Annotated in this window: 21 protein-coding genes; 9 read left to right on the plus strand and 12 right to left on the minus strand. The window is 67.5% G+C overall.

Annotated elements, in window-relative coordinates; genetic code table 11:
• Positions 1-122 precede the first annotated feature (122 nt).
• Positions 123-464, minus strand: a complete 342-nt coding sequence (gene uraH, locus QX124_RS10890) for a hydroxyisourate hydrolase (protein ID WP_315713684.1) — start codon at positions 462-464, stop codon at positions 123-125.
• 29 nt (positions 465-493) lie between these two features.
• Here uraH (QX124_RS10890) and QX124_RS10895 point away from each other — a divergent pair, with 29 nt between their 5' ends.
• Positions 494-1,687: an MFS transporter gene (locus QX124_RS10895; protein ID WP_315797133.1), complete on the plus strand. Its 1,194-nt coding sequence runs from the start codon at positions 494-496 to the stop codon at positions 1,685-1,687.
• A complete protein-coding gene (locus QX124_RS10900) occupies positions 1,674-3,026 on the plus strand; it encodes an amidase (protein WP_315797134.1) in 1,353 nt (450 codons plus the stop codon). Before QX124_RS10895 ends, QX124_RS10900 begins: the two co-directional genes overlap by 14 nt.
• Here QX124_RS10900 and puuE read toward each other — a convergent pair.
• The 3 genes from puuE to QX124_RS10915 form a co-directional block, all read right to left on the minus strand.
• The gene (puuE, locus tag QX124_RS10905) at positions 3,017-4,444 is read right to left on the minus strand and encodes an allantoinase PuuE (protein ID WP_315797135.1); all 1,428 of its coding nucleotides are present in this window, start codon (positions 4,442-4,444) and stop codon (positions 3,017-3,019) included. The two genes, QX124_RS10900 and puuE, sit on opposite strands and share 10 nt — an antisense overlap.
• A 5-nt stretch (positions 4,445-4,449) precedes the next feature.
• Positions 4,450-4,806, minus strand: coding sequence for a hydroxyisourate hydrolase (gene uraH / locus QX124_RS10910; RefSeq protein ID WP_315797136.1), 357 nt, complete (start codon positions 4,804-4,806; stop codon positions 4,450-4,452).
• Between the two features lie 83 nt (positions 4,807-4,889).
• Positions 4,890-5,795, minus strand: coding sequence for a LysR family transcriptional regulator (locus QX124_RS10915; protein ID WP_315783852.1), 906 nt, complete (start codon positions 5,793-5,795; stop codon positions 4,890-4,892).
• A 131-nt stretch (positions 5,796-5,926) separates the two neighbouring features.
• Between QX124_RS10915 and QX124_RS10920 the strand changes: the two genes are divergently transcribed.
• From QX124_RS10920 to QX124_RS10930, 3 genes are all read left to right on the plus strand, one after another.
• The gene (locus tag QX124_RS10920; protein ID WP_315797137.1) at positions 5,927-6,865 is read left to right on the plus strand and encodes a ring-cleaving dioxygenase; all 939 of its coding nucleotides are present in this window, start codon (positions 5,927-5,929) and stop codon (positions 6,863-6,865) included.
• On the plus strand, positions 6,862-7,494 hold the full coding sequence (locus QX124_RS10925; protein WP_315797138.1) for an alpha/beta hydrolase: 633 nt from the start codon (positions 6,862-6,864) through the stop codon (positions 7,492-7,494). The genes QX124_RS10920 and QX124_RS10925 overlap by 4 nt, the downstream gene beginning before the upstream one ends.
• 113 nt (positions 7,495-7,607) lie before the next feature.
• Positions 7,608-8,813 (plus strand): amidohydrolase family protein, encoded by a 1,206-nt coding sequence (locus QX124_RS10930; RefSeq protein ID WP_315797139.1) that lies wholly within the window; start codon positions 7,608-7,610, stop codon positions 8,811-8,813.
• Positions 8,814-8,820: 7 nt separating this feature from the next.
• Here the strand turns inward: QX124_RS10930 and QX124_RS10935 are convergent, their stop codons facing one another.
• The 4 genes from QX124_RS10935 to QX124_RS10950 all read right to left on the minus strand — a co-directional run bounded on the left by QX124_RS10935 (position 8,821) and on the right by QX124_RS10950 (position 14,154).
• Complete coding sequence (locus QX124_RS10935; RefSeq protein ID WP_315797140.1) at positions 8,821-10,053, minus strand: carboxylate-amine ligase; 1,233 nt, start codon at positions 10,051-10,053, stop codon at positions 8,821-8,823.
• Between the two features lie 20 nt (positions 10,054-10,073).
• Positions 10,074-11,846 (minus strand): N-acetylglutaminylglutamine amidotransferase, encoded by a 1,773-nt coding sequence (locus QX124_RS10940; protein ID WP_315797141.1) that lies wholly within the window; start codon positions 11,844-11,846, stop codon positions 10,074-10,076.
• A 25-nt stretch (positions 11,847-11,871) separates the two neighbouring features.
• Positions 11,872-12,699 (minus strand): class II glutamine amidotransferase, encoded by an 828-nt coding sequence (locus QX124_RS10945; RefSeq protein WP_315797142.1) that lies wholly within the window; start codon positions 12,697-12,699, stop codon positions 11,872-11,874.
• 573 nt (positions 12,700-13,272) lie between these two features.
• A complete protein-coding gene (locus QX124_RS10950) occupies positions 13,273-14,154 on the minus strand; it encodes a LysR family transcriptional regulator (protein ID WP_315734888.1) in 882 nt (293 codons plus the stop codon).
• Between the two features lie 109 nt (positions 14,155-14,263).
• Between QX124_RS10950 and QX124_RS10955 the strand changes: the two genes are divergently transcribed.
• On the plus strand, positions 14,264-14,683 hold the full coding sequence (locus QX124_RS10955; protein ID WP_315753691.1) for a CidA/LrgA family protein: 420 nt from the start codon (positions 14,264-14,266) through the stop codon (positions 14,681-14,683).
• The gene (locus QX124_RS10960) at positions 14,658-15,368 is read left to right on the plus strand and encodes an LrgB family protein (RefSeq protein ID WP_315775576.1); all 711 of its coding nucleotides are present in this window, start codon (positions 14,658-14,660) and stop codon (positions 15,366-15,368) included. The genes QX124_RS10955 and QX124_RS10960 overlap by 26 nt, the downstream gene beginning before the upstream one ends.
• A gap of 11 nt (positions 15,369-15,379) precedes the next feature.
• Here QX124_RS10960 and QX124_RS10965 read toward each other — a convergent pair whose 3' ends face one another.
• The 4 genes from QX124_RS10965 to QX124_RS10980 all read right to left on the minus strand — a co-directional run bounded on the left by QX124_RS10965 (position 15,380) and on the right by QX124_RS10980 (position 18,495).
• Positions 15,380-16,204: a type 1 glutamine amidotransferase gene (locus tag QX124_RS10965; RefSeq protein ID WP_315797143.1), complete on the minus strand. Its 825-nt coding sequence runs from the start codon at positions 16,202-16,204 to the stop codon at positions 15,380-15,382.
• Between the two features lie 23 nt (positions 16,205-16,227).
• Positions 16,228-17,058 (minus strand): hypothetical protein, encoded by an 831-nt coding sequence (locus QX124_RS10970; RefSeq protein WP_315797166.1) that lies wholly within the window; start codon positions 17,056-17,058, stop codon positions 16,228-16,230.
• Between the two features lie 131 nt (positions 17,059-17,189).
• Positions 17,190-17,654 carry a hypothetical protein gene (locus QX124_RS10975; protein ID WP_315797144.1) on the minus strand — a complete coding sequence of 155 codons (465 nt, stop codon included), beginning with the start codon at positions 17,652-17,654 and terminating at the stop codon, positions 17,190-17,192.
• A 148-nt stretch (positions 17,655-17,802) separates the two neighbouring features.
• Complete coding sequence (locus QX124_RS10980; RefSeq protein ID WP_315797145.1) at positions 17,803-18,495, minus strand: HAD-IA family hydrolase; 693 nt, start codon at positions 18,493-18,495, stop codon at positions 17,803-17,805.
• Positions 18,496-18,601: 106 nt separating this feature from the next.
• On the opposite strand from QX124_RS10980, the gene QX124_RS10985 reads away from it, so the two are divergent.
• A complete protein-coding gene (locus QX124_RS10985) occupies positions 18,602-19,276 on the plus strand; it encodes a hypothetical protein (RefSeq protein WP_315797146.1) in 675 nt (224 codons plus the stop codon).
• A gap of 132 nt (positions 19,277-19,408) precedes the next feature.
• Positions 19,409-21,433, plus strand: a complete 2,025-nt coding sequence (locus QX124_RS10990) for a YgiQ family radical SAM protein (RefSeq protein ID WP_315797147.1) — start codon at positions 19,409-19,411, stop codon at positions 21,431-21,433.
• Positions 21,434-21,942: the final 509 nt, after the last annotated feature.

The following is a 21,942-nucleotide window of genomic DNA, read 5'->3' on the forward strand; positions in this document are numbered from 1 at the left end:
CATCCACGTCGGCCGGCGATCGTGGATGGACGTGGATGCCCGGGACAAGCCCGGGCATGACGAGTATTTCCTTGGCAGGCAGGATCGTCCAACCATCAGCGTACGACGGCGCGAGCTGTACCTCAGGCCCCACGGAAGATCGAATAGCCCCAGGGGGTGAATTTCAGCGGCAGATGAAAGTGCTCCTCGACCTTGTCGATCGCGAAGCGAAACGGCACTGTGGTGAGGAATTTCGTCTGAGCGCCAGTCCCGAAGAACTCGCCGACATGAAACAGCACCTCATACTCGCCGGCGGTCACGCCGTCGCCCTCGACGACCGGCGCCTGCAGAGTGCCATCGGCGCCGAGCTGTCCCTCCGCGAGCAGCGTGCGATCGGGCGTCACGCGCCAGATCGCGACGCGCAGGCCACGCGCGGGGCGCCCGTTCGCCACATCAACCGCATGAACCGAGATTCCACCGGCCATTTCGTGCTCCGCCATCAGGTTGTCGCGGCATGATAGCCGCGAAGCAAGCATCAGCGCCAGCGCCGCCGCTGTGGCCTGCAGTCGCTGCGATGACCGCGCTGCAGGCCCTGGTGTCGCTGGCGCTGTTCGCGCCGGGCGTCGTCGCGCCGCGCGCTGGACTGAGCATCGAGCAACTGTCGCTGTTCTCCACCACAGCCTTCACCATCAGCCTCGTCTCCTCGTTCTGGGGCGGCACGCTGGTCCAGCGCGTCGGCTCGCTGCGCGTGGCGGCCCTGTGCGCGGTCGCCGTCTGCGCTGGCATGTCGCTGGCGCTGTTCGAGAGCGGATGGGCGCTGCTCGGGGCCGGGCTGATGCTCGGCCTTGCGGTCGGACCGGAGACGCCGGCAAGCTCGGCGCTTCTCGGACGGCTCGTGCCGGCCGAGAAGCGCGCGATGGTGTTTTCGATCCGGCAGACCGGCAACCAGATCGGCGCCGTCGTCGGCTCGCTGCTGCTGCCGCCGATCGCCGTGCTGCTGGCACCGAGCTCCGCCTATGCCGCCGTGATCGTCTGCGCCGCCATCGCCTTCGCCGGCTTCGAGCGTCTGCGGCCGGCCTATGCGATCACGCCGCCGGCCATGCCGCGGCTCGGCCTGTTCGATCGATTGCGACTGATCAGCGCCGACCGCCGCATGGCCGCGCTCGCGGTCGCCTCGATTCCGTTCAGTGGCATGCAGGTCATCCTCAACACCTGCTTCGTCAGCTTCGGCACGTCTGAGCTCGGGCTGAGCCATGTCGAGGCCCGCTGGGTGCTGGCCTCGGCGCAAGGCGCCGGCCTGACGGGACGGCTGGGCTGGGGCGTTGTGGCGACACGGCTGCGCTCGGCGCGGGCCGTGCTGGTGATGGCAGGCGTCGGCATGGCCGTCTGCGCGCTGCTGCTCGGTCTCTGGGGGCCGCTGCTGAGCCGGTCGATCCTGGTCCTGCTCACGATCGTGTTCGGGCTGACGGCGAGCGGCTGGAACGGCGTGTTCATCGCCGAGATCGCCAATCTCGCCAAGCCCGGGCGTGTTGCCGAGGCGACAGGTGCAGTGCTCACCGCCTCGTTTCTCGGCCTCGTCGCCGCGCCGCTGCTCGTCGCCTTGCTGACGCCCCGCGTCGGCCTCGGCGGCAGCTTCGTCGCACTCGGATTGACGGCGGCCGCGGGCGCGGCCGTGCTGCTGATGGAGCGATCCCATGCGCGCGAGTGACATCGCACGCGCCGTCCTGGCGCGGCAAAGCACCGCCAGAGAGATGGCCGAGCAAGCGCTGGCGCGCATCGCCGCGGCCCATGACCTCAACGCCGTCGTCACCACAGATCCGGCGCGAACGTGCGCCGAGGCCGATGCCGTCGATGCGCGCGTGGCCGCCGGCGAAGCAATGCCGCTCGCCGGCGTGCCGATCGTGGTCAAGGACAATATCTGGGTCGGCGGCTGGCGCATCACGCAGGGCTCGCGGCTGTTCGCTGATTTCATCGCGCCCGAGGATGCGATCGCGATCGCGCGGCTGCGCCGCGCTGGCGCCGTGATCGTTGGCGTCGGCGCAACCTCCGAGTTCGCCTGCAAGGGCGTGACGACCTCGCAGCTGTTCGGACCGACTGTTCATCCGCAGGACCCGCAGCTCACGCCCGGCGGCTCGTCGGGCGGTCCCGCCGTTGCGGTGGCGGCTGGGCTCGTGCCGCTCGCGATCGGCACCGATGCCGGCGGCTCGAGCCGCCGGCCGCCGGCCCATGTCGGCGTGGTCGGCTTCAAGCCGTCGTTCGGTGCCATTCCCTACGGGCCGGGATTCCCCGAGCCATTCTGGCGCATCTCGGTGATCGCGCCGATCGCGACCGATGTCGGCGATGCCAGGCTTGCGTTCGAGATCATGGCCGGCGCCGACCCACGCGATCCCGATACGTTCGACGTGGCCGTGGCGGATCATGCAACGCCGCTGCGCGTGGCGTTCTCGCCGCGGCTCGGGCTGGACGTCGCGGTCGATGGCGACATCAGCGCTGGCCTGCAGCGGGCGGTCGACCGCCTCCGCGCCGGCGGCATGCCGATTGTCGACAAGGATCCAGTCTGGCCGGCCGGCCTTGCCGAGGACGCGGTCATGCCGCTCCAGCATGCCGGGCTGGCCGCGCTCTACGGCGACGCCTTCCACAATGATCCGGCGCAATTCGATCCCGATATCGCCAAGCAGATCGAGCGCGGGCTCGGCCTTAGCGGCGCCGACGTCGCGCGTGCGCTCGAGGCAAGCGCGCAGATCGCGCGGGCCTTCGCAAGCTTCTTCACGCAGGCCGACGTGCTGCTGGCGCCGACCGTGCCCTGCGTCGCCTGGCCATTCACGCAGCTCGGCCCATCCAAGATCGGCGGCAAGCCGGCGAGCCCACGCGCGCATGCGGTGTTCACGCCTTACGCCAATCACGCCGGCGTGCCGGCGATCTCGATCCCCTGCGGCACCAACGTTCATGGACTGCCATTCGGTCTGCAACTCATCGCGGCCCGCGGCCGCGACCGCCTGCTGCTCGATGTCGCTGCCGACGCCGAGCAGATCCTCGCTCAGTCCTGATCGAACTTCTTCGCTAACCTCGCCCGCGTGATGTGACCGATCTGGTCGATGGCGTTGGCGATCTCGGTGTCCGGGTCGTTGCCGATGCGACGCTCCATCTCGGCGATGACCGAGGGGCGGTCGGCGTGCAGCGCCAGAGCGACGATCAGCGGCATGCCGAACTTGTCGCGATAGCGGCGGTTGATGTCGGCGACGCGCTCGAACTCGGAGCGCGACAGCGAGGTGAAGCCGAGCCGGCCCTGCTCGCCGATCGAGTCGTTCGTCATCTCACCCGCCAGCGCCTCGCGGCCGGCGAGCTCCGGATGGGCGCGGATCAGCTTCAGCTTCTCGTCGCGGCTCATGGCGCGGACGACGTTCATGAGCGTCGTATGCAGCGCGTCCGCCGCGTCGTCGAAGGCGGTGAGGCCGGCGCGATAGGCGCGCTCGGCGATTTCAGGCGAATGCTCGAAGATGTCGCCATAGCGCTCCACGAACAGCACGCGCGACATCTCCGACGGCCGCCACACGCCGGCCGGCGGATGCGTCCGGATCCAGTGCCGGGCGATGTCGAGCCGGGTCGCGACCCAGACCTTGTCATGAGCCGTGATGTAGTCGAGGAAGCGCGCCAGCGCGGCCGCACGCCCGGGGCGGCCGACGAGGCGGCAATGCAGCCCGACCGACATCATGCGCGGGCTCTCCGCACCCTCTGCGTAGAGCGTATCGAAACTGTCCTTCAGATAGGCGAAGAACTGGTCGCCGGAATTGAAGCCCTGCGGCGTGGCGAAGCGCATGTCGTTGGCATCGAGCGTATAGGGCACGATCAGTTGCGGGCCGTGCGGCCCCGCGATCCAGTACGGCAGCTCATCGGCGTAGGAATCGGCGCTGTAGACGAAGCCCTGCTCGTTCAACACGATGTCGAGCGTGCGCTCCGACGTACGGCCCTGGTAAATGCCGAGCGGCCGCTCACCGGTGAGCTCCGTATGAATGCGGATCGCTTCCTCGATATCGGCGCGCTCGTCGGCCTCGGAGACATCGCGGTAGTCGATCCATTTCAGGCCGTGGGAGGCGATCTCCCAGCCGGCCTCCTTCATCGCAGCCACGGCGTCCGGATTGCGCGCCATCGCGGTGGCGATCGCAAACACCGTGACCGGCAGCTTGCGCGCGGTGAACATCCGCCACAGCCGCCAGAAGCCGGCGCGCGAGCCGAACTCGTAGATCGACTCCATGTTCATATGGCGCTGCCCGGGCCAGGGCTGGGCGCCGACGATCTCGGACAGGAAGGCTTCGGACGCGGCGTCGCCGTGGAGGATGTTGTTCTCGCCGCCCTCCTCGTAGTTGATCACGAACTGCACCGCGATGCGGGCATCGCCGGGCCAGCGCGGATGCGGCGGCGTGCGGCCGTAGCCGACCATGTCGCGGGGATAGACGTCAGCACTCATCCGGCTCAGCTCCCGCGATAAGTCTGGTAGCTCCAGGGCGTCGCGAGCAGCGGCACATGGTAGTGCGCGCTGGCATCGGCGACGGAAAAGCGGAGCGGGATCAGATCGAGAAACAGCGGGTCGCCCAAGGCGAGGCCGTGGGTCCTGAAATAAGCGCCCATATGGAAGGTCAGCATGTAGGTGCCGATGGCGAAGTCATCGTCCGCCAGCATCGGCTGGTCGGTGCGCCCGTCGGCATTGCTCCGGACCTGCTTGACGCGGCGCCAGGAGCCGTCCGGTTCGAGGACATCGAGATCGATCGCGACGCCGGCCGCGGGCTTGCCCCTGACCGTATCCAGAATATGCGTGCTCAGCCGCCCCATGCATCGTTACCTCTCTGCTGCCGGCTCGGAACACTATCAGCGCCCGGTTAAAGGTTCGAGGCGATTTCCAGTTCAGTTGCAGCCTACGGTCTGGTCACGTCGCGCTCCTTGCCGAAGCGCTCGACCAGGAAGTCGATGAACAGCCGCACCTTCACCGAGAGGTGCCGCGTCGGCGGATAGATCGCATAGAGCGCGAGCGGCGGCGCGGCGTAATCGGCGAGGATCGCGGTCAGCGCGCCGCTCTCGAGCGCGTCCGCCGCGATGAAGCGCGGGATCAGCGCAATGCCCTGTCCCTTGATGGCGACGTCGCGCAGCACCTCGGCATTGTTGACGCACAACGACCACGCCGGCTGGACCCAGTGGTCGCCGTCGCGGCCGGTGAGCTTCCACTGATTGCCGGTCAGCAGGAAACCGTAGGTGAGAGAGGTGTGGCGGCGCAGCTCCTCCGGGCTGCCAGGCGTGCCGTGCCGCGCGAGATAGGCCGGCGCGGCGCAGATCACGCGCTCCACCGGCATGATCCGCCGCGCCACCAGGCTCGACGATTCCAGCTCAGCGATCCGCAAGGTCACGTCGAAGCCGTCCTGCACGGGATCCAGCAGATCGTCGCTCAGCACGATCTGCAACTGCAGCTCGGGATAGCGGGCCATGAAATCGGCGACGACGGGACCGAGCCGCATGGTGCCGAACGACATCGGCGCGTTGACGCGCAAGAGCCCGCGCGGCGCGGCCTGCGACTGGCTGACGGCCTGATCGGCGGCGTCGAGCTCGGCGAGAATCGAGACTGCACGCTCGAAATAGAGCTGGCCGGTCTCGGTCGGGCTGGCATGGCGGGTGGTGCGGACGATCAACTGGACGCCGAGGCTCGCCTCCAGCTCGCCGATATATTTCGAGATCGCCGAGCGCGACAGCCGCAGCTGCCGGCCGGCCTCGGCGAAGCTGCCGCTCTCGACCACCTTCACGAAGGCCCGCAGGCTGCTCAGCTTGTCCATAGGGCCGCCATTGTCGCCAAATCGTAGACAGAGACGTCACAAGAGCACGGATTGTCTCCAAATCAAAGCGAGCCAATATTGCACCCAGGAATTCAACGGCCCTTTCGGGGGTCCATCGACAGGAGACCCATATGCCCGGACTGCACCACGTGACTGCGATTGCCGGCGATCCGATCCGCAATTTCGGCTTCTACACCCGCGACCTCGGGCTGCGCTTCGTCAAGAAGACGGTCAATTTCGACGATCCCGGCACCTATCACTTCTATTACGGCGACGAGACCGGCCGCCCCGGCACCATCCTGACCTTCTTCCCCTGGGCCGGCGTGCGGCCGGGCCGCCGCGGCGTCGGCGAGACCCACCAGACCGCGTTCCGGGTGCCGCAGCGCTCCCTTAGCTACTGGACGCAGCGCCTCACCGAGAAGGGCATCGCCTATGAGGCGCTGGAGAAGCGCTTTGGTGAATCCGTGCTGCCGTTCACCGATCCGGACGGCATGGCGCTGGCGCTGGTCGGCGTCCCCGGCGCGGAGAACGAGCCCGGCTACGGCAACGGCGACATCCCGGCGGAGCACGCGATCCGCGGCTTCCACGGCGTGACTCTGCTGCTCGACTCCGCGGAGAGGACTGCCGCCGTGCTGACCGACGTGTTCGGCTTCGAAGAGACGGGCCGCGAAGGCTCGGTGATCCGCTTCAAGGCGCCCGGCGACGCCGAGGGCAGCGTGGTCGACATCTACGAGGCCAGGGGCTTTCTGCGTGGCGCGCAGGGCGCCGGGTCGGTGCATCACATCGCCTTCCGCGCCGCCGACGATGCCGCACAGGGCGTGATGGCACAGCGGCTGGTCGATCGTCACGGCCTGCATCCGACCGAGCAGAAGGACCGCAACTACTTCCGCTCGATCTACTTCCGCGAGCCGGGCGGCGTGCTGTTCGAGATCGCAACCGATATCCCGGGCTTCGCGGTCGACGAGCCGGTCGCCGAGCTCGGACGAAACCTGAAGCTGCCCGCCTTCCTCGAATCGCACCGCAAGCAGATCGAAGGCGTGCTGCCCAACCTCGAAGAGGCCGCATCATGACCGTGGCATTGTCCTTCACCCACCGCTTCCAGCCCGGACACACGCCGGGAGCAGCCCCACTGCTGCTCCTGCACGGCACCGGCGGCGACGAGAACGATCTGCTGCCGCTCGGCGCCACGCTGTCGCCCGGCGCCGCCCTGCTGTCGCCACGCGGCCAAGTGCTCGAGCATGGCATGCCGCGCTTCTTCCGCCGGCTTGCCGAGGGCGTGTTCGACGAGGACGACGTCCGCCGGCGCGCTCTGGAGCTCGGCGCCTTCATCGACGCGGCGCGGCAGCACTACGGGATCGAAGCGCCGCTCGCGGTCGGCTACTCCAACGGCGCCAACATCGCCGCCGCGCTGCTGCTACTGCAGCCGGAAGCGCTGACCGGTGCAGTGCTGTTCCGCGCCATGGTTCCGCTGGCACAGCCGCCGGCCGCCAGGCTCGCGCGCCGGCCGGTGCTGATGCTGTCGGGGCTCGCTGATTCGATCGTACCTGCCAGCAATTCGGCGAAGCTGTGCACTCAGCTCACCGAGGCCGGCGCCGACGTGACCCATACGACATTGCCGGCGGGTCACCAGCTGTCGCAGGCGGACATCGCGCTGGCGCGCGACTGGATCGCCGGATTGCCGCAGGCGATCGCCGCTTGAAGACGCTTGCGGCTGTCGCGGCTCCTGACCAAGAATGTGGTCTCGTCGGCACCAGCATCGGACCGCCCTCCGGAGGCTCCGATGCTGGCGGATAGATGGGAAGGATATTGCGCATGGCCGTCGACAAGCTGTTCATCAATGCGCGGCTCGACCGCAGCGCGCGCCATGCGATTACGGTCGACGGCGACCGCATCAGCGGGCTTCTCGCTGAGACCGAGCGCCCCGAGGCGCGCGAGGTGATCGATCTCGGCGGCGCTCTGGTCGTGCCCGGCTTCGTCGAGGGCCACATCCATCTCGACACCAGCTTCTACGGCGATGCCTGGAAGCCGCACAAGCCCTGCACCAACGGCTTCGACGTGCATGAGCGCGTCACGTTCCAGGCGCAGAATATGGCCGCGGCTGCGCCGATGGACGTGCGCGCCCGTAACCAGCTCGATCTCTGCATCGGCCACGGCACCACGCGGATGCGCAGCCATGTGATGGTCGACGGCTCCGTCGGCCTCACATCGCTGGAAACGATCCTGCGCGTCCGCGACGAGTATCGCGAGCTGATCGAGATCCAGCTCGTCGCCTTTCCGCAGAGCGGCATCCTCAAGAGCCCGGGCACACCCGAGCTGCTCGACGAAGCCATCAGGCTCGGCGCCAACCTCGTCGGCGGGCTCGATCCCGCCAGCTTCGACCGCGACGTCGAAAGGCATCTCGACGTCGTGTTCGGCACAGCCCACAAGCACGGCGTCGATGTCGATATCCATCTGCACGATCCGGGCATGCTCGGCCTGTTCGAGCTGGAGCAGATCGCGGCGCGCACGCGCGCCCTCGGCATGCAAGGCCGCGTCGCGGTCAGCCACGCCTACGCCCTCGGCGACCTGCCTGCTGACCCGCTGAAGAAGATTGCCGACGTCCTGGCGGCGTCTGGCGTCGCCATCATGACCAACGCGCCGGGCGCGCGGCCCTTCCCGCCCGTGGCGCTGTTGCGTGCGGCGGGGGTCACCGTGTTCAGCGGCAACGACAACATCCGCGACTCCTGGTGGCCCTATGGCGACGGCGATCTGTTGAACCGCGCCATGATGGTCGGCTATCGCTCCGGCTTCTATGTCGATGACGAGCTGCGGATGGCCTTTGACCTCGTCACCGAGGCCGGCGCCAAGGCCTTGAGGCTTGCGGACTACGGCCTGCGCGTCGGTGCGCGGGCCGACTTTGTCACCCTCGATGCCGAGCACGTTCCGCAGGCTGTCGTCGCCGTGCCAAAGGGCCGCTCAGTCTACAAGGACGGCCGCCTCATCGCGCGCGACGGCCATGTGATCAGGCAGCCGACCTAGGCCCGCGTCATTGTGCCGGCTCGACCGGTGCCTGTGAGCGCGGCGGCTCGGCGCGCGACACCGTCGCCGCCTCGATCCAGCGCGTCACGGCCGACAACTGTCCGCCGGACTCGCGATAGGCCTGCAGCTGATAGTCGGCCGAGCTGCCGAACTGCATGATGATGCGGCAGTGCTCGACCTCGGCGAGACATCCCAGAGCCTCCGCATGCGGTGCGACATCCGCGATCATGCGGTTGAGGATCTCCTGGCCCGTCACGGGACCGTCCTCGGTCACGAACAGACAGTCGGTGCCATCGCGCTGCGCCCGCCACTTGTTCTCGACCGCGATCGCGCGCTCGACATTGCCGACGGTCTCCGCAAGATCGGGATTGAGAGAGAGGTAGCGTGCCAAAGCGCGATAGAGCGAGGCAATCGCCACGGCGTCATCCACCGACGTGCAGACGTCGGGCGCACGCAACTCCAAGGTCGGATGCCGCAGCGACGGCCGCATCGCCCACCAGACATGACTCTCGTCCGGCATCACGCCGGACTTCGTCAGCGCCGCGACATAGCGATCATATTGCTGCTTCGAGGTGAACAGCTCGGGCAGGCCGCTGCGCGGCAGCTCGTCATAGGCGGCGAGCCGATAGCCCTTCAGGCCCGTCTCGCGCGAATTCCAGAACGGAGAGGACGCAGATAGCGCGACGAACACCGGGATATGCGGGATCATCGCCCGCATGACCGCGAACCGCCGCTCGGGGTCCGGCAATTGGACGTGCACATGCATGCCGCACAGCATGTTGCGCTGGCCGACGATGCGGAGGTCCTCCATCATCTCCGCGTAGCGCGGCTTGGGACTCGGCTGTGAGCTGCGCCACCTCGCGGTCGGATGCGTGGAGCAGGCCAGGATCGTCAGGCCATACTGACGCGCCACGCTGGCAACCTCGCGCCGCAGGAACTTCATCTCCTCGCGCGCGTCGCCGACATCGACATGGATGTTGGTGGCGACCTCGAGCTGCGCCTGCAGCATCTCGCGCATGGCCTGTCCGCCGGTCGACCAGTTGGCGGCCTCGAACAGATCGTCGGGCGTGCGGATCGCGACATCGTGCGTCTGCGAATCGACGAGAAAGTACTCCTCCTCGATGCCGAACGAATATTCCGTGACTTCCTCGCTGCCGCTGGCCGAGCGGATCACCAGACGACGCTCGTCATCGCTCAGGCCGAGCCGCAGCTTCTCCAAGATGCGTGGATCCAATCCCATGTGATCAATCCTGTCAGACGTCAAATGCCGTGAGTCTGCAGCCATGCCTCGAGCAGGGCCGCTTGCCACAGCCGCGAATGTCCTTTGGGGCTCATCTCGGCTTCGGGGTTTTGCAACATGTGGTCAATAAGGTCGCGCTGGTAGAGACCGCGTGCGCGCGCCTTCTCGTCGTTGAACACGTCGCGGACATAGTCGAGGAACGGGCCGCGCAGATAGCGCAGCGACGGCACCGGAAAGTATCCCTTGGGGCGGTCGATCACCTCCGCCGGCACGCAGCGGCGTGCCGCCTCCTTGAGAATGTGCTTGCCGCCGTTCTTCACCTTCAGCTCGGCGGGCATGCGCGCGGCGAGCTCCACCACGTCGTGATCGAGGAACGGCACGCGGGCCTCGAGCCCGAACGCCATCGTCATGTTGTCGACCCGCTTCACGGGGTCGTCGACCAGCATGATCTCGGTGTCGATCTGCAGCACCTTGTCTGCCGCCGAGGCGCCGGCATGATCTCCGAAGAAGCACTCCACGAATGCCAGGCTCACGTCGTCGCCGAGCAACTCCGGCGCCAGCAGCCGCTGCAGATCCGAATGCGTCCAGTCGAAATAGACATTCTGATATTGCTGAACGGGATCGTTGGCCGAGAGGAAGCCTGGATACCAGCTGTAGCCACCGAACACCTCGTCGGCGCCCTGCCCGCTCTGCACCACCTTGACGCGCTTGGCGACCTCCGACGACAGGAGATGGAACGCGACCGCGTCGTGGCTGACCATCGGCTCAGACATGGCGGCGATGGCATGGGGCAAGGCGTCGAGCGCGCTGTTGCCGCCGATCCTGATCTGCTCGTGGCTGGTGCCGAACGTCCGTGCAATGATGTCGGAGTAGTGGAATTCATCGCCGGTGTGCTTGCCCACCGCGTCGAAGCCGATCGAGAAGGTGCGGATGTCCTCGTGTCCCAGCTTGGACAGCAGCGCGACCAGCAGCGACGAATCCAGCCCGCCCGACAACAGCACACCGACGGGCACGTCAGCGACACGGCGACGGTCCACCGCCGATGTCATCGCGTCCAGCAATGCATCCGACCATTCTTCCTGACTCATGGCGCGATCGGATGGACGCGGCGCGCCGACGCTGAACTGCCAGTAGCGTTCGCGGCGCTGCGCTCCATCGGGCTCGATCGTCAGCAACGTCGCCGGCTCGAGCTTCTTCACGCCATTGAGGATCGTACGCGGCGCCGGAACGGCGGCGTGAAAGCTGAAGAAATGATGCAGCGCCGTTCGGTCGATCGAGGTGTCGACATCACCACCGGCGAGCAGCGCCGGCAGGGACGAGGCAAAGCGGAGGAAGCCCGGCCCCTCGGTGTAGTACAGCGGCTTGATGCCGAGACGGTCGCGCGCGATCACGACGCGTCCGCCGTCGCGCTCCCACAGTGCGAAGGCGAACATGCCCTTGAAGCGCTGAACACAGGTCTTGCCCCAGGCATGATAGGCCTTGAGGATCACCTCGGTATCGCCGTCGGAGAAGAAGCGATAGCCCTTCGCCTGCAACTCGGCGCGCAGCTCGCGGAAATTATAGATGCACCCATTGAACGCGATGCCGAGACCGAGCGCGGCATCGATCATCGGCTGCTGCGCGGCGGCTGATAGATCGAGAATGCTGAGACGACGGTGGCCGAGCGCGATTCCACCCTGCACGTAGAGGCCGGCGGCGTCGGGACCGCGCGCCTGCATCGCATCGTTGATGCGGCCGAGCGCCGCGAGCGCGGGCTGTCCGGAAGTCCTGACTTCACCACAAATGCCGCACATCGCGGATCATCCAGTTTCTGTTGTGTTATGTGCCGCCGACAACCCTCTGTGATCGTTTGCGTTCCGCGACGAAGCCGGCAGAGTCTGTGGCAAATAGCGGAACGATTTCGGCGGGTCTGGACGCGCGCGCGACCAGCACGTGATCGGGCGGAACCTCGATCCAGTCCGGCTCCTTGTCAAAAGGCTCGGAGACGACGATCACTTGATCGCCATCTTCCCGGTAGTAGAGCGAGTTGGCGCGATCATTCGCAGCGAAGCGAAACGCGTAGAGATCGTGGCCATTCGACAGGGCGGACGTGAAGCGCAGGTGTTCGCGCAGGCCGTCCTCGTTGACCAGCAGGCGGAGCGCGCGTAGCACGTTCGATGTCGCACCGATCGGGTCCTGATCGATGCCGGCGCCGACGATGGCGAGGAACACGGCTTCGGAATCGGTGGTGCCGAGCCGCGATGGATACAGCGCGTCCGGAATCATAGCCTCGATCTTGCGGCGCAGCCTGTTCCAGCTCCCGACGAAGCCGTTGTGCATGAACAGCCAGCGGCCGCAGGCAAACGGATGGCAGTTCTGACGGGTCACGGCCGTGCCGGTCGCGGCGCGCACATGCGCGAAGAACAGATGTGAATGCAGGTGCCGGCAAAGATAGCGGAGATTCTCATCGGACCACGCCGGACGTGTCTCGCGATACAGGCCGGGCTCGGGATGATCGCCGTACCAACCGAGACCGAAACCATCGCCATTTGTGCCTGCGGTGGATTCCAGCGCGCGGATGCTCTGCGTCACCAGCGAGTGTTCCGGCTCGGTCACATAGTGCTCGAAGGCGGTCGTCTCACCGCGGTACGCGATCCAGCGGCACATCCTTGCCCTCCGGTTCAATCAATGAGCGCGCGGCACGCCTGCGCGTGTCACGTTCTTTCGGATCAGGCGGAAACGCGTCAAAGCACCCCCTGGTTCCCGCGCACTCAGTCACGCACGGGACGTCAGCCTGTGGGACTGGGATTGGCGTCGCCCGGCTCCGGCAACATGCCAGTGCCGGGAGTCTTGTCCTTGTCGGTCAGGTCGGGCCGCGCATGTGGGCCAGCCGAAGGCATGCTTTCCGGGCCTGGCCGCTTCGCCGCCGGAGCATCCGCGTCGCGCAGCTCCCTGCGATCTCGCGGTTTGCGATCTGGGTGCTCGTGATCTTCCTCACTCATCGATTGTCCTCTCGCGCAGATCAACGAGTCAGCGCGCGAAGGCAACCTTCGTCAGCTCTTGCCGTTCCCGTCCGCACGTCCGAGATCGCCTCTCCGGGCTCCGCTTTCGCGTCGTTGCGACAGGTGCTCGATCATTGCGAGTTGTGCGTAGAGCTCAGGTCCTCGCCAATCGTCATGGCGACACCGACCGTCTCGCCGCACGTTCCTCGCAGATGAAGCGACATCGCCGCACTCATGCTCACGCCTCGCCGCGCTCGCGCACCAACCGGAGCCACGCCGCCGCGGCCGGCGACAGATAGGCGCCACGACGCCAGGCCATCGCCAACGTCCATTCGGTGCCGGGCTCGTCGAGCAGGACGAGACTGATCGGCACCTGCGTGCGCTGGGTCGCGATCATGCGCGGCAGGAAGGCGACCCCGAGACCTGCGCCGGCGAGCTCGGCGATGAAATCGATCTGCGTGCTGCGTGCAGCAACCACCGGCTCGAAGCCATTGCGGCGGCAGGCCTCTCGGAGGATACGGTTGAGCGCGAAGCCGGCTTCGAACAGCACGAACGGCGTGTCGCGCAGCTCGGCGAGCGTGATCGTTTTGCGGCGGGCCAGCGAATGATTGACAGAGACGAGCGCCATCAGCGGCTCGCGGCGCACGATCTGCGCGGCAAACTCATCGGCGATGGGCGGCAGCAGGCCGGCAAAATCGATATCGCCTGCAGCCAGCAATTCGCTGAGCCGGTCGCTGCCGTGCTCCACCAGGCGGATCTCGATCTCGGGATAGAGCTGGCGGTAGAGCGCGAACAACGGCGCGAACAGCGTGCTCGACCCGATCGGCGGCAGGCCGAGGCGCAGCACGCCGCGCTTCAGGCCGCGCAGTTCGGCAAGCTCTGCCTGCAGGTCGTCGCGCTCCGCCAGCAGCCGGATCGCGCGGCGATAGACGATCTCGCCGGCCGCGGTCATGCGGCTCTTGTGGCCGAGCCGGTCCAGAAGGGGTAGGCCGAGCTCGTCCTCGAGCTGCTTGACGGCCTTGCTGACGGTCGACTGGGTCGCAAACACCACCTTGGCAGCCTGCGAGAAGCCGCCTTGGCGGACGACCTCGACGAAGGTCCTGAGGGTTCGAAGTTCCATAATCAGGCTCAGTATTCGATTTTTGACTTGATATCATTCATTCAATTCGCTTTCTACATGTTGCGATGCGGCATACCTTGATCGCGCAATCACTTACGGACGCCGCCACATGATGCATCGCAGCATTTCCATTGGGGTTCATCGCCTGCTCCGCCGCAACCGGCTGGTGCAGATCGGTCTGCTCGGCCTGTTCTGGGCTGCCGGCGAGGCGCTGGCCCGGGCAACTGGCCTGCCGCTGCCAGGCGGCATCATCGGAATGGCGCTGGCGCTCACTCTGGTCCTGGCAGGCGGATTGAAGGTCGCCAGCATCAAGCGCGGCGCAAATTGGATGCTGGCCGAGATGCTGCTGTTCTTCGTGCCGGCGGTGCTGGCGCTGCTCGACCATCGCGAACTGTTCGGCCTGCTCGGCCTGAAGATCTTCGCCTTGATCGTCGTCAGCACCACCGCCGTGATGTGCGTGACCGCGCTCACCGTCGACCTCTGCTACCGTTGGACCGAGCGTCATGACCCTCGCCGCGCTGTGGCGTGAGCCGCTGATCCAGGCGGCGGTCTGGTCGCTCGCGACGATCCTGCTCTATCTGCTGGCGAAGCGCGTGCACCGGCGCTGGCCGCGCTGGTGGCTGATGCCGCTGGCGGTGGCGCCCGCGCTGCTGATGATCGCGGCGCTCGCGCTCAACGTCTCCTATCGCGACTACATCCGCGGCACGCATTGGCTGGTGGCGCTGCTCGGCCCGGCCACCGTCGCCTTCGCCGTGCCGATCTATGAGCAACGCGCGCTGATCCGCCGCCGCTGGCCGCTGCTGTTGGCCGGCATGGTCGCGGGCAGCCTCACCGCCGTGGCGACCAGTTGGGCACTGGCCTATGTCCTCGGCATCGATGGCGAGCTGCGTCTGAGCCTGTTGCCGCGCTCAATGAGCACGCCGTTCGCGATGGAAGTCTCAGGCGAGATCGGCGGCATCCCCGATCTCACCGCCGTGTTCGTCGTGCTCACCGGCATCATCGGCGCCGCCGTCGGCGACGTCGTGCTGGCGCGGCTGCCACTGCGCTCGACGCTCGCCAGAGGCGCGCTGTTCGGCGTCGGCGCGCATGGTGCGGGCACCGCGCGCGCCCACCAGATCGGGCGCGAGGAAGGCGCGATCGCCGGCCTCGTGATGGTGCTGGTCGGGCTGATGAACGTGGCGCTGGCGCCGCTCATCATTCAGTTCATGCGGTAGCGTTCTCAGCGTCACGCGAGCGAGGCGATCCAGTTGCTGATCTCGGCCTGCCGGACCCCGTCATTCGCGACGTCCTGGTCGAGCCCGAGCCGCCACAGAATGTCGCGCCGGGCGCGGTCGTGATGCAGGGTGGCGAGATCGGCTGCGTAGCGCTCGAGCTCCGCCGGATCGACGAAGAAGCCCTCCTCGACCAGCGGCTGGCCGATGCGGCGAATCACCCAGGCAACGTCCTGCAGGCTGAATTCCGGATGATACTGGACGCCCCAGAACCGGCCGTGGCCGCTGCGGATCTCCGCGGCCTGCACCTCGCTCATGGCATTGTGCGCGGTGATCGTCGCATCCGACGGCAGCCGGGTGACGATGTCGCTGTGAATCGCCGGTGCATCGAACACGGCGCTCCGCGCCGCATGCATCGGGTGATCGCGGCCCGCATCCGTCAGCGCGATCTTGCGCGCAAAGCCGACCTCGCGGCCGGCCGGATTGAGCGACACCTCGCCGCCGGCCGCCACGGTTGCGAGCTGGAGTCCCCAGCATGAGCCGAACATCGGCACGCCCCGCGCGAAGATCGTCCGCACCAGCTCGATCTGGCGCAGCGCTTCCGGCTCGCGCTGATAGATGTTGAGCGCTGATCCCGTGATGACGATGCCCTGATAGGCCTCGATCGGCTGCGGCAGGCGCGCATCGGCATCGGCGGGTGCGGCGATGTCGATCACCGCGTCCGGCGCCAGCGCGCGCAGCACGGCCGCGTAGCTCTCCGACGGCGTGGCGCCGGCGACCTCGGCCCAGCGGCGCCGGCCGTCCAGCGAGTTGCCTTCGAGCACGAGCAGTCTCAGCACTCGTCAATCCTCCGCCCGCCCGATCAGGGCTCCAGCACGCCGCGCAGGAATCGAGCGCTCCGCTCGCGCACCTCCGGCCGGTTCAGGATCGTGTGCACGTCGGCATCGATCACCATCACCTCCGCCTTCGCATCGTCCTTGAGCGCGGCGGCGCAGGATCCGGTGACGGGGCGGTCCTTGTTCCAGGGATTGGCAGCCGAGAAATACGGATCGCGCGCCGAGATCGCGTTCAGCACCGGCTCCTTTGGGCCGATGCCGAGCCTGGGCGCGGTGACGAAGTAGTTGTCCTCGCACGACCACGAATAGATCAGCCGCGCCGCCACATCCTTGCCGGCGTAGCGGCCGACCGCCACCGCGCCCTCGCTGGTGCCCGCCAGCACGATCCGCAGCCGGTCGACCCAGCTCCAATCAAGCGACGCCTTCAGCGCGTTCTCCAGCTCGGCCAGCCGCAAGGCGTGGACGCGCTCATAGATCGCGACGTCGACCGGCGAGGCGTAGGTCAGCCGGTCGGGAATCGCGAGGCTGTCGGGCGCCACCGACGCCACGCCGAGCTCATCGGCGAGCCAGGCCTGGAACTCCTTGACCGCCGGCGCGACGCCGCTCGACCCGTGCATCACGATCACGAGCGGCGCGATCCCGATCACGTCGGGCGCGTCCTCCGCATGCCCCTCCCAGCGCCGTCCGCCGACGAGCGCCGCCGGCAACACCAGATGGGCCAGGCTCCAGGTCAGCGCGAGATTCGCCGACGATGGCTCCAGCACCGTGCCCCTGGTCTCGCCGGGCGTGTCGGCCGCGAGGCAAGCGGTCACGAGCAGCAGGGCGGCAGCCACCGACAGGACACGCGCCACGAACATGATCGATCCGTCCTCCTGCGAGGCGAGCACAGCGAGCCTGGCGCGCACCGTCCGTTTCAATCACGGCATCGGGCTGCGGACAAGCAAGGTGCGACGGACAGAGCATGCAGGGCACGCATGCGGTGACGCGATCAGCGCGCGCGCAGCCGCCGGCGCTGGGCGCGTGGCGTGTCCATCGACCGGACGTGATGGCGGGGCGTGGCCGCAGCGCAGAAGATCGCATTGGGCGCGGCGGCCGGCACGGCGGCGGCCTCGCGCGCTCCTCCGCAGCCGCCGACGACGCGAAGCCGCGGCACAACCGGCGACATGTCCCGCAAGCTCTCCTGCCGTACGCTCACATCGCTCGGGATCTCCACGGGAGAGAGAGCCTGCAGCGTCGCCCGCAAGCCGCGAAGGATGGCGGCCATTGCGCGCGACGGCCGCGCCCAGCGAAACCGCCAGGCCGACCGCTTGGCGCGGCCCTCGGCGCGCTTGGCTCGCCCGGCTCCGCTGCCGCGCCGGCCGCGCTGACTGGACGCGGATCCCTCTTCATCGACCTGCAGCATCGGCCGGAACGACAGTTCCGAGGGACCAGCCGCGATCAACAACTTGCGCATGCGTCTCACCTTGATCTCGTGACGGCCAACCCGACGGCCGCGTTCGTCGAGACCATCGCGCAAGGACGGTGACCGCAAGCTGTTGCCCGATGTCAGCGACATGTCAGCTCCGCCGCCGGCGGTATCGTCGCCGGAAGCGGGTCATGGCTCACATTCTCTCTCCCAGCCGCGCCATCACCAGATCGAGCACGTCGGCCTCGTCGAACGCCGCCGCAGTGAGCGCCGCGCCCGCCGCGATCAGTTCGTCGTGACCAAGGTTGGTGCGCATGCCGACGGTCGCGATGCCGGCCGCCGTCGCCGCCGCGATGCCGGCGCGGGAATCCTCGAAGGCGACCGACCATTCCGGCACGGCATCGATCGCACGCAGGCCTTCCAGATAGGGCAGCGGGTGCGGCTTGCCGTGCGGCAGCTCGTCGCCGATGACCACGGCGCGAAACCGGTCCATCACGCCGAGCCCGTGCAGGATCAGCTCGGCATTGGCCCGCGGCGCGTTGGTCACGGCCACCACTGGAATCGCCGCCGCCGCGGCCCGATCGAGCAGCGCCGTCAGGCCCGGCAGCGGCTGCACCGCGCCGGCGGCGAGGCTGCGAAACACCTCCTCCTTCTGCGCCATGACCGCCGCGCGCCGCTCGGGCGCCTCATCCGGCAGAAATTGGGCGGAGATCGACAGATTGGAGCGGCCGAGCAGTTCGCGGGCCGCCCGCGCGCGGTCGAACACGTGGCCATACGGCCCAAACACCGCGTTGAAGGCCTGCAGATGCAGCGCATCGGTGTCGGCGAGCGTGCCGTCGATGTCGAACAGCAAAGCCCGCCCCTTATTGATAACGCCTCGCATCAGCAAATTGACCTCAACTCATCCGGATGTTGACGCGATCTGATCCAACTCTCGACCATTCCGCCTGTCGTTATTCCCCAAACGGCGTGAAACCGCGACGGGGGAAATTGCGATGATCGGCCAGTTGAGCGCATTGCCTGTTTTGACATCGTCGAGGCTCGGAGCGGTCGCCGCGCTGGTCTCCGTCATCTGCATTGCCGCGCCCGGCGCCGCGCAGGCCGGATCCGCCAACGGCGACTTGGTCAACGGCCAGTACTGCAACGATCTCTGCAAGGCCTATATGGCCTGGTCCAACCGCATGCTGGCCGTCACCCAGCCGGCGTCCTATTCGCGGCCTCAAGTGCGGGTCGCGGTGCCGCAGAGCATGACGCCCAAGAAAATGGACAAGGCCGAGAAGCCGGACCGGATGGCGCAGCACGGACCGAAGCCGCATCGGCCGGCCAACCTGAACTCCTTCGCCCAGCTGCCCTCCGGCAGCCAGGCCGCGCAGTCTTCGATGGAGCCGCCGCCGAGCGACCTCGCCGCGTCCGACGCGCCGGCGACAGGTCGGCTGTTCGCCGCCGACCCGCTGCCCCACTCCGCCATCGCCGACATGCGCCGCGCGACCGACGCCGCCGGCCTGCGGCTGGTGTCGATGACCGAGCCCGTCACGGTCGGCGAGGCCGGCGGCAGCCCGCGCTCGAAGATGCCCTCGATCTGGATCATGCTCGCGGCAGCCGCGCTGCTGGCCTATTTCGGGCACGGCTGGCTCAAGCGCCGCAACGGCGCGTCGCACCACCTCAACTGAGACGGCAGGAACTGCGACGTCAGGTCGCCCGCGCAACGCCGCGGGAACCATTCCGGACAAATTGACCACCTGCCCTCGTCTGCGACCGGAGCTTCGGTTGAACTCGCAGCGCCGCGGCTCTATGCGTGGGCGATGAACATCGCCCTCACCGCTCCACCGCTGAGTTCCTGGCCGCGCCATCGCGCGGACCTGAAGCCTGCGCCGTTCCTGCCGATGAGCCGCAAGGAGATGGACGCGCTCGGCTGGGACGCCTGCGACATCGTGCTGGTGACCGGCGACGCCTATGTCGACCATCCTTCCTTCGGCATGGCGATCATCGGCCGGCTGCTCGAGGCCCAGGGCTTTCGCGTCGGCATCATCTCGCAGCCCGACTGGCACTCCGCCGAGCCGTTCAAGGCGCTCGGCAAACCGCGCGTGTTCTTCGGCGTCACCGGCGGCAACATGGACTCCATGGTCAACCGCTACACCGCCGACCGCCGCATCCGCAGCGACGACGCCTATACGCCCAATGGCGAAGGCGGCAGGCGGCCGGATCGCTGCACGCTGGTCTATGCGCAGCGCTGCCGCGAGGCGTTCAAGGACGTGCCCGTCGTGCTCGGCGGCATCGAGGCGTCGCTGCGCCGCATCGCGCATTACGACTACTGGTCCGACAAGGTTCGCCGCTCCGTGCTCGCCGACGCCAAGGCCGACATCCTGATCTACGGCAATGCCGAGCGCGCCGTGATCGAGGTCGCGCACCGGATCGCCGGCGGCGAAGCGCCGAAGGACATCCAGTCGGTGCGCGGCACCGCGCTGTTCCGCAAAGTGCCCGAGGGCTTTGTCGAGCTGCATGCCGACGATCTCGACTCCGCCGACGAAGGCGCTGCGCGCGAGAAGGGCGACGTCGTGGTCCGGCTGCCGTCCTGCGAGCAGGTCGAGGCCGACAAGGAAGCCTATGCCCGCGCCTCGCGCGTGCTGCACCGAGAGAGCAATCCGGGCAATGCGCGTCCCCTGGTGCAGCGTCATGGCGACCGCGACCTCTGGCTCAACCCGCCGCCGATCCCGCTGACCATGGCGGAGATGGATAGCGTCTACGATCTGCCCTACGCCCGCGCGCCACACCCGTCCTATGGCGATGCCAAGATCCCGGCCTGGGATATGATCAAGTTCTCGGTGACGATCATGCGCGGCTGCTTCGGCGGCTGCACCTTCTGCTCGATCACCGAGCACGAGGGCCGCATCATCCAGAGTCGCTCGGAAGGCTCGATCCTGCAGGAGATCGAACGTATCAGGGACAAGACGCCGGGCTTCACCGGCGTGATCTCCGACATCGGCGGCCCCACCGCCAACATGTACCGGATGGCGTGCAAGGACCCCAAGGTCGAGGCCGCCTGCCGCCGGCCAAGCTGCGTGTTTCCGGAGATCTGCCCGAACCTCAACACCTCGCATGACGATCTCATCCGGCTCTATCGCAAGGTGCGCGAGGTCAAGGGCGTGAAGCGCGTGATGGTCGCCTCCGGCGTGCGCTACGACCTCGCGGTCGAGAGCCCGGCCTACATCAAGGAGCTGGTCACGCATCACGTCGGCGGCTATCTGAAGATCGCGCCGGAGCATACCGAGCGCGGCCCGCTCGACAAGATGATGAAGCCGGGCATCGGCAGCTATGACCGCTTCAAGCAGATGTTCGACGCCGCCGCCAAGGAGGCCGGCAAGAAGTACTACCTGATCCCGTATTTCATCGCCGCCCATCCCGGCACCAGCGACGAGGACATGATGAACCTCGCGCTGTGGCTGAAGAAGAACCGCTACCGCGCCGATCAGGTCCAGACCTTCCTGCCGTCGCCGATGGCCACCGCAACGGCGATGTACCACACCGGCGTCAACCCGCTGCGCGGCGTCCGCCATGGTGGCAGCGACAAGGTCGAAGCCATCAAGGGCTTGCGCCAGCGCCGCCTGCACAAGGCGTTCCTGCGCTATCACGACCCGGACAATTGGCCGGTGCTGCGCGAGGCGCTCAAGGCGATGGGCCGCAGCGATTTGATCGGCTCGCGCCCCGAGCAACTGGTGCCGGCGCATCAGCCGCCGGGCACCGGCAAGGCCGCAACGACACGGCGGCCGGTGCGCCCGGAGCAGCGACCGCAGCGTTTCACGACGAAGGGTGTGCGGATCAGGAAGTAGTCCGCGCTGGACGACCTCCGATCTCGGCGTCAAGGGCAAGCCCGCGCCCCACACTCCCCCGTCGTCCCGGACGAGCGCGCATCGCGCGCGAAGATCCGGGATCCATAACCACAGGGAGACGTGTTGGCACATCCTGAGCCACCTGCGTGCCTCACACATCCGCCGGTGGTGATGGGTCCCGGCTCAAGGCCGGGACGACACTGAGTGTGTCGCATGGCCGTTCCACCTCACAGGCGTGATGAGCATCGCGAGCGCGACGTATCCGCTCCCACGCACCACATCCACTGCACGATTTTCTCCAAACAGCCCACCGAAGCCCCGCGACGCCATTCGCGCCCAGGTCATGCTGCCGACATCGCCCTCGACAAACGAGAGGGCGCGGGGAAGACCGGACCTCGACTGAGGCCCGTGGCCCGCCTGCAGAAAAAAATGCAGGCGGCAGGTACCACGAGTTCAGCCGGACGACCCGGCCTTCCCCGCGCGCTGGTTTTAACGGCTGCTTCGCGATC

It is taken from the genome of Bradyrhizobium sp. SZCCHNRI3043 (assembly GCF_032377735.1).
Classification (GTDB): domain Bacteria; phylum Pseudomonadota; class Alphaproteobacteria; order Rhizobiales; family Xanthobacteraceae; genus Bradyrhizobium.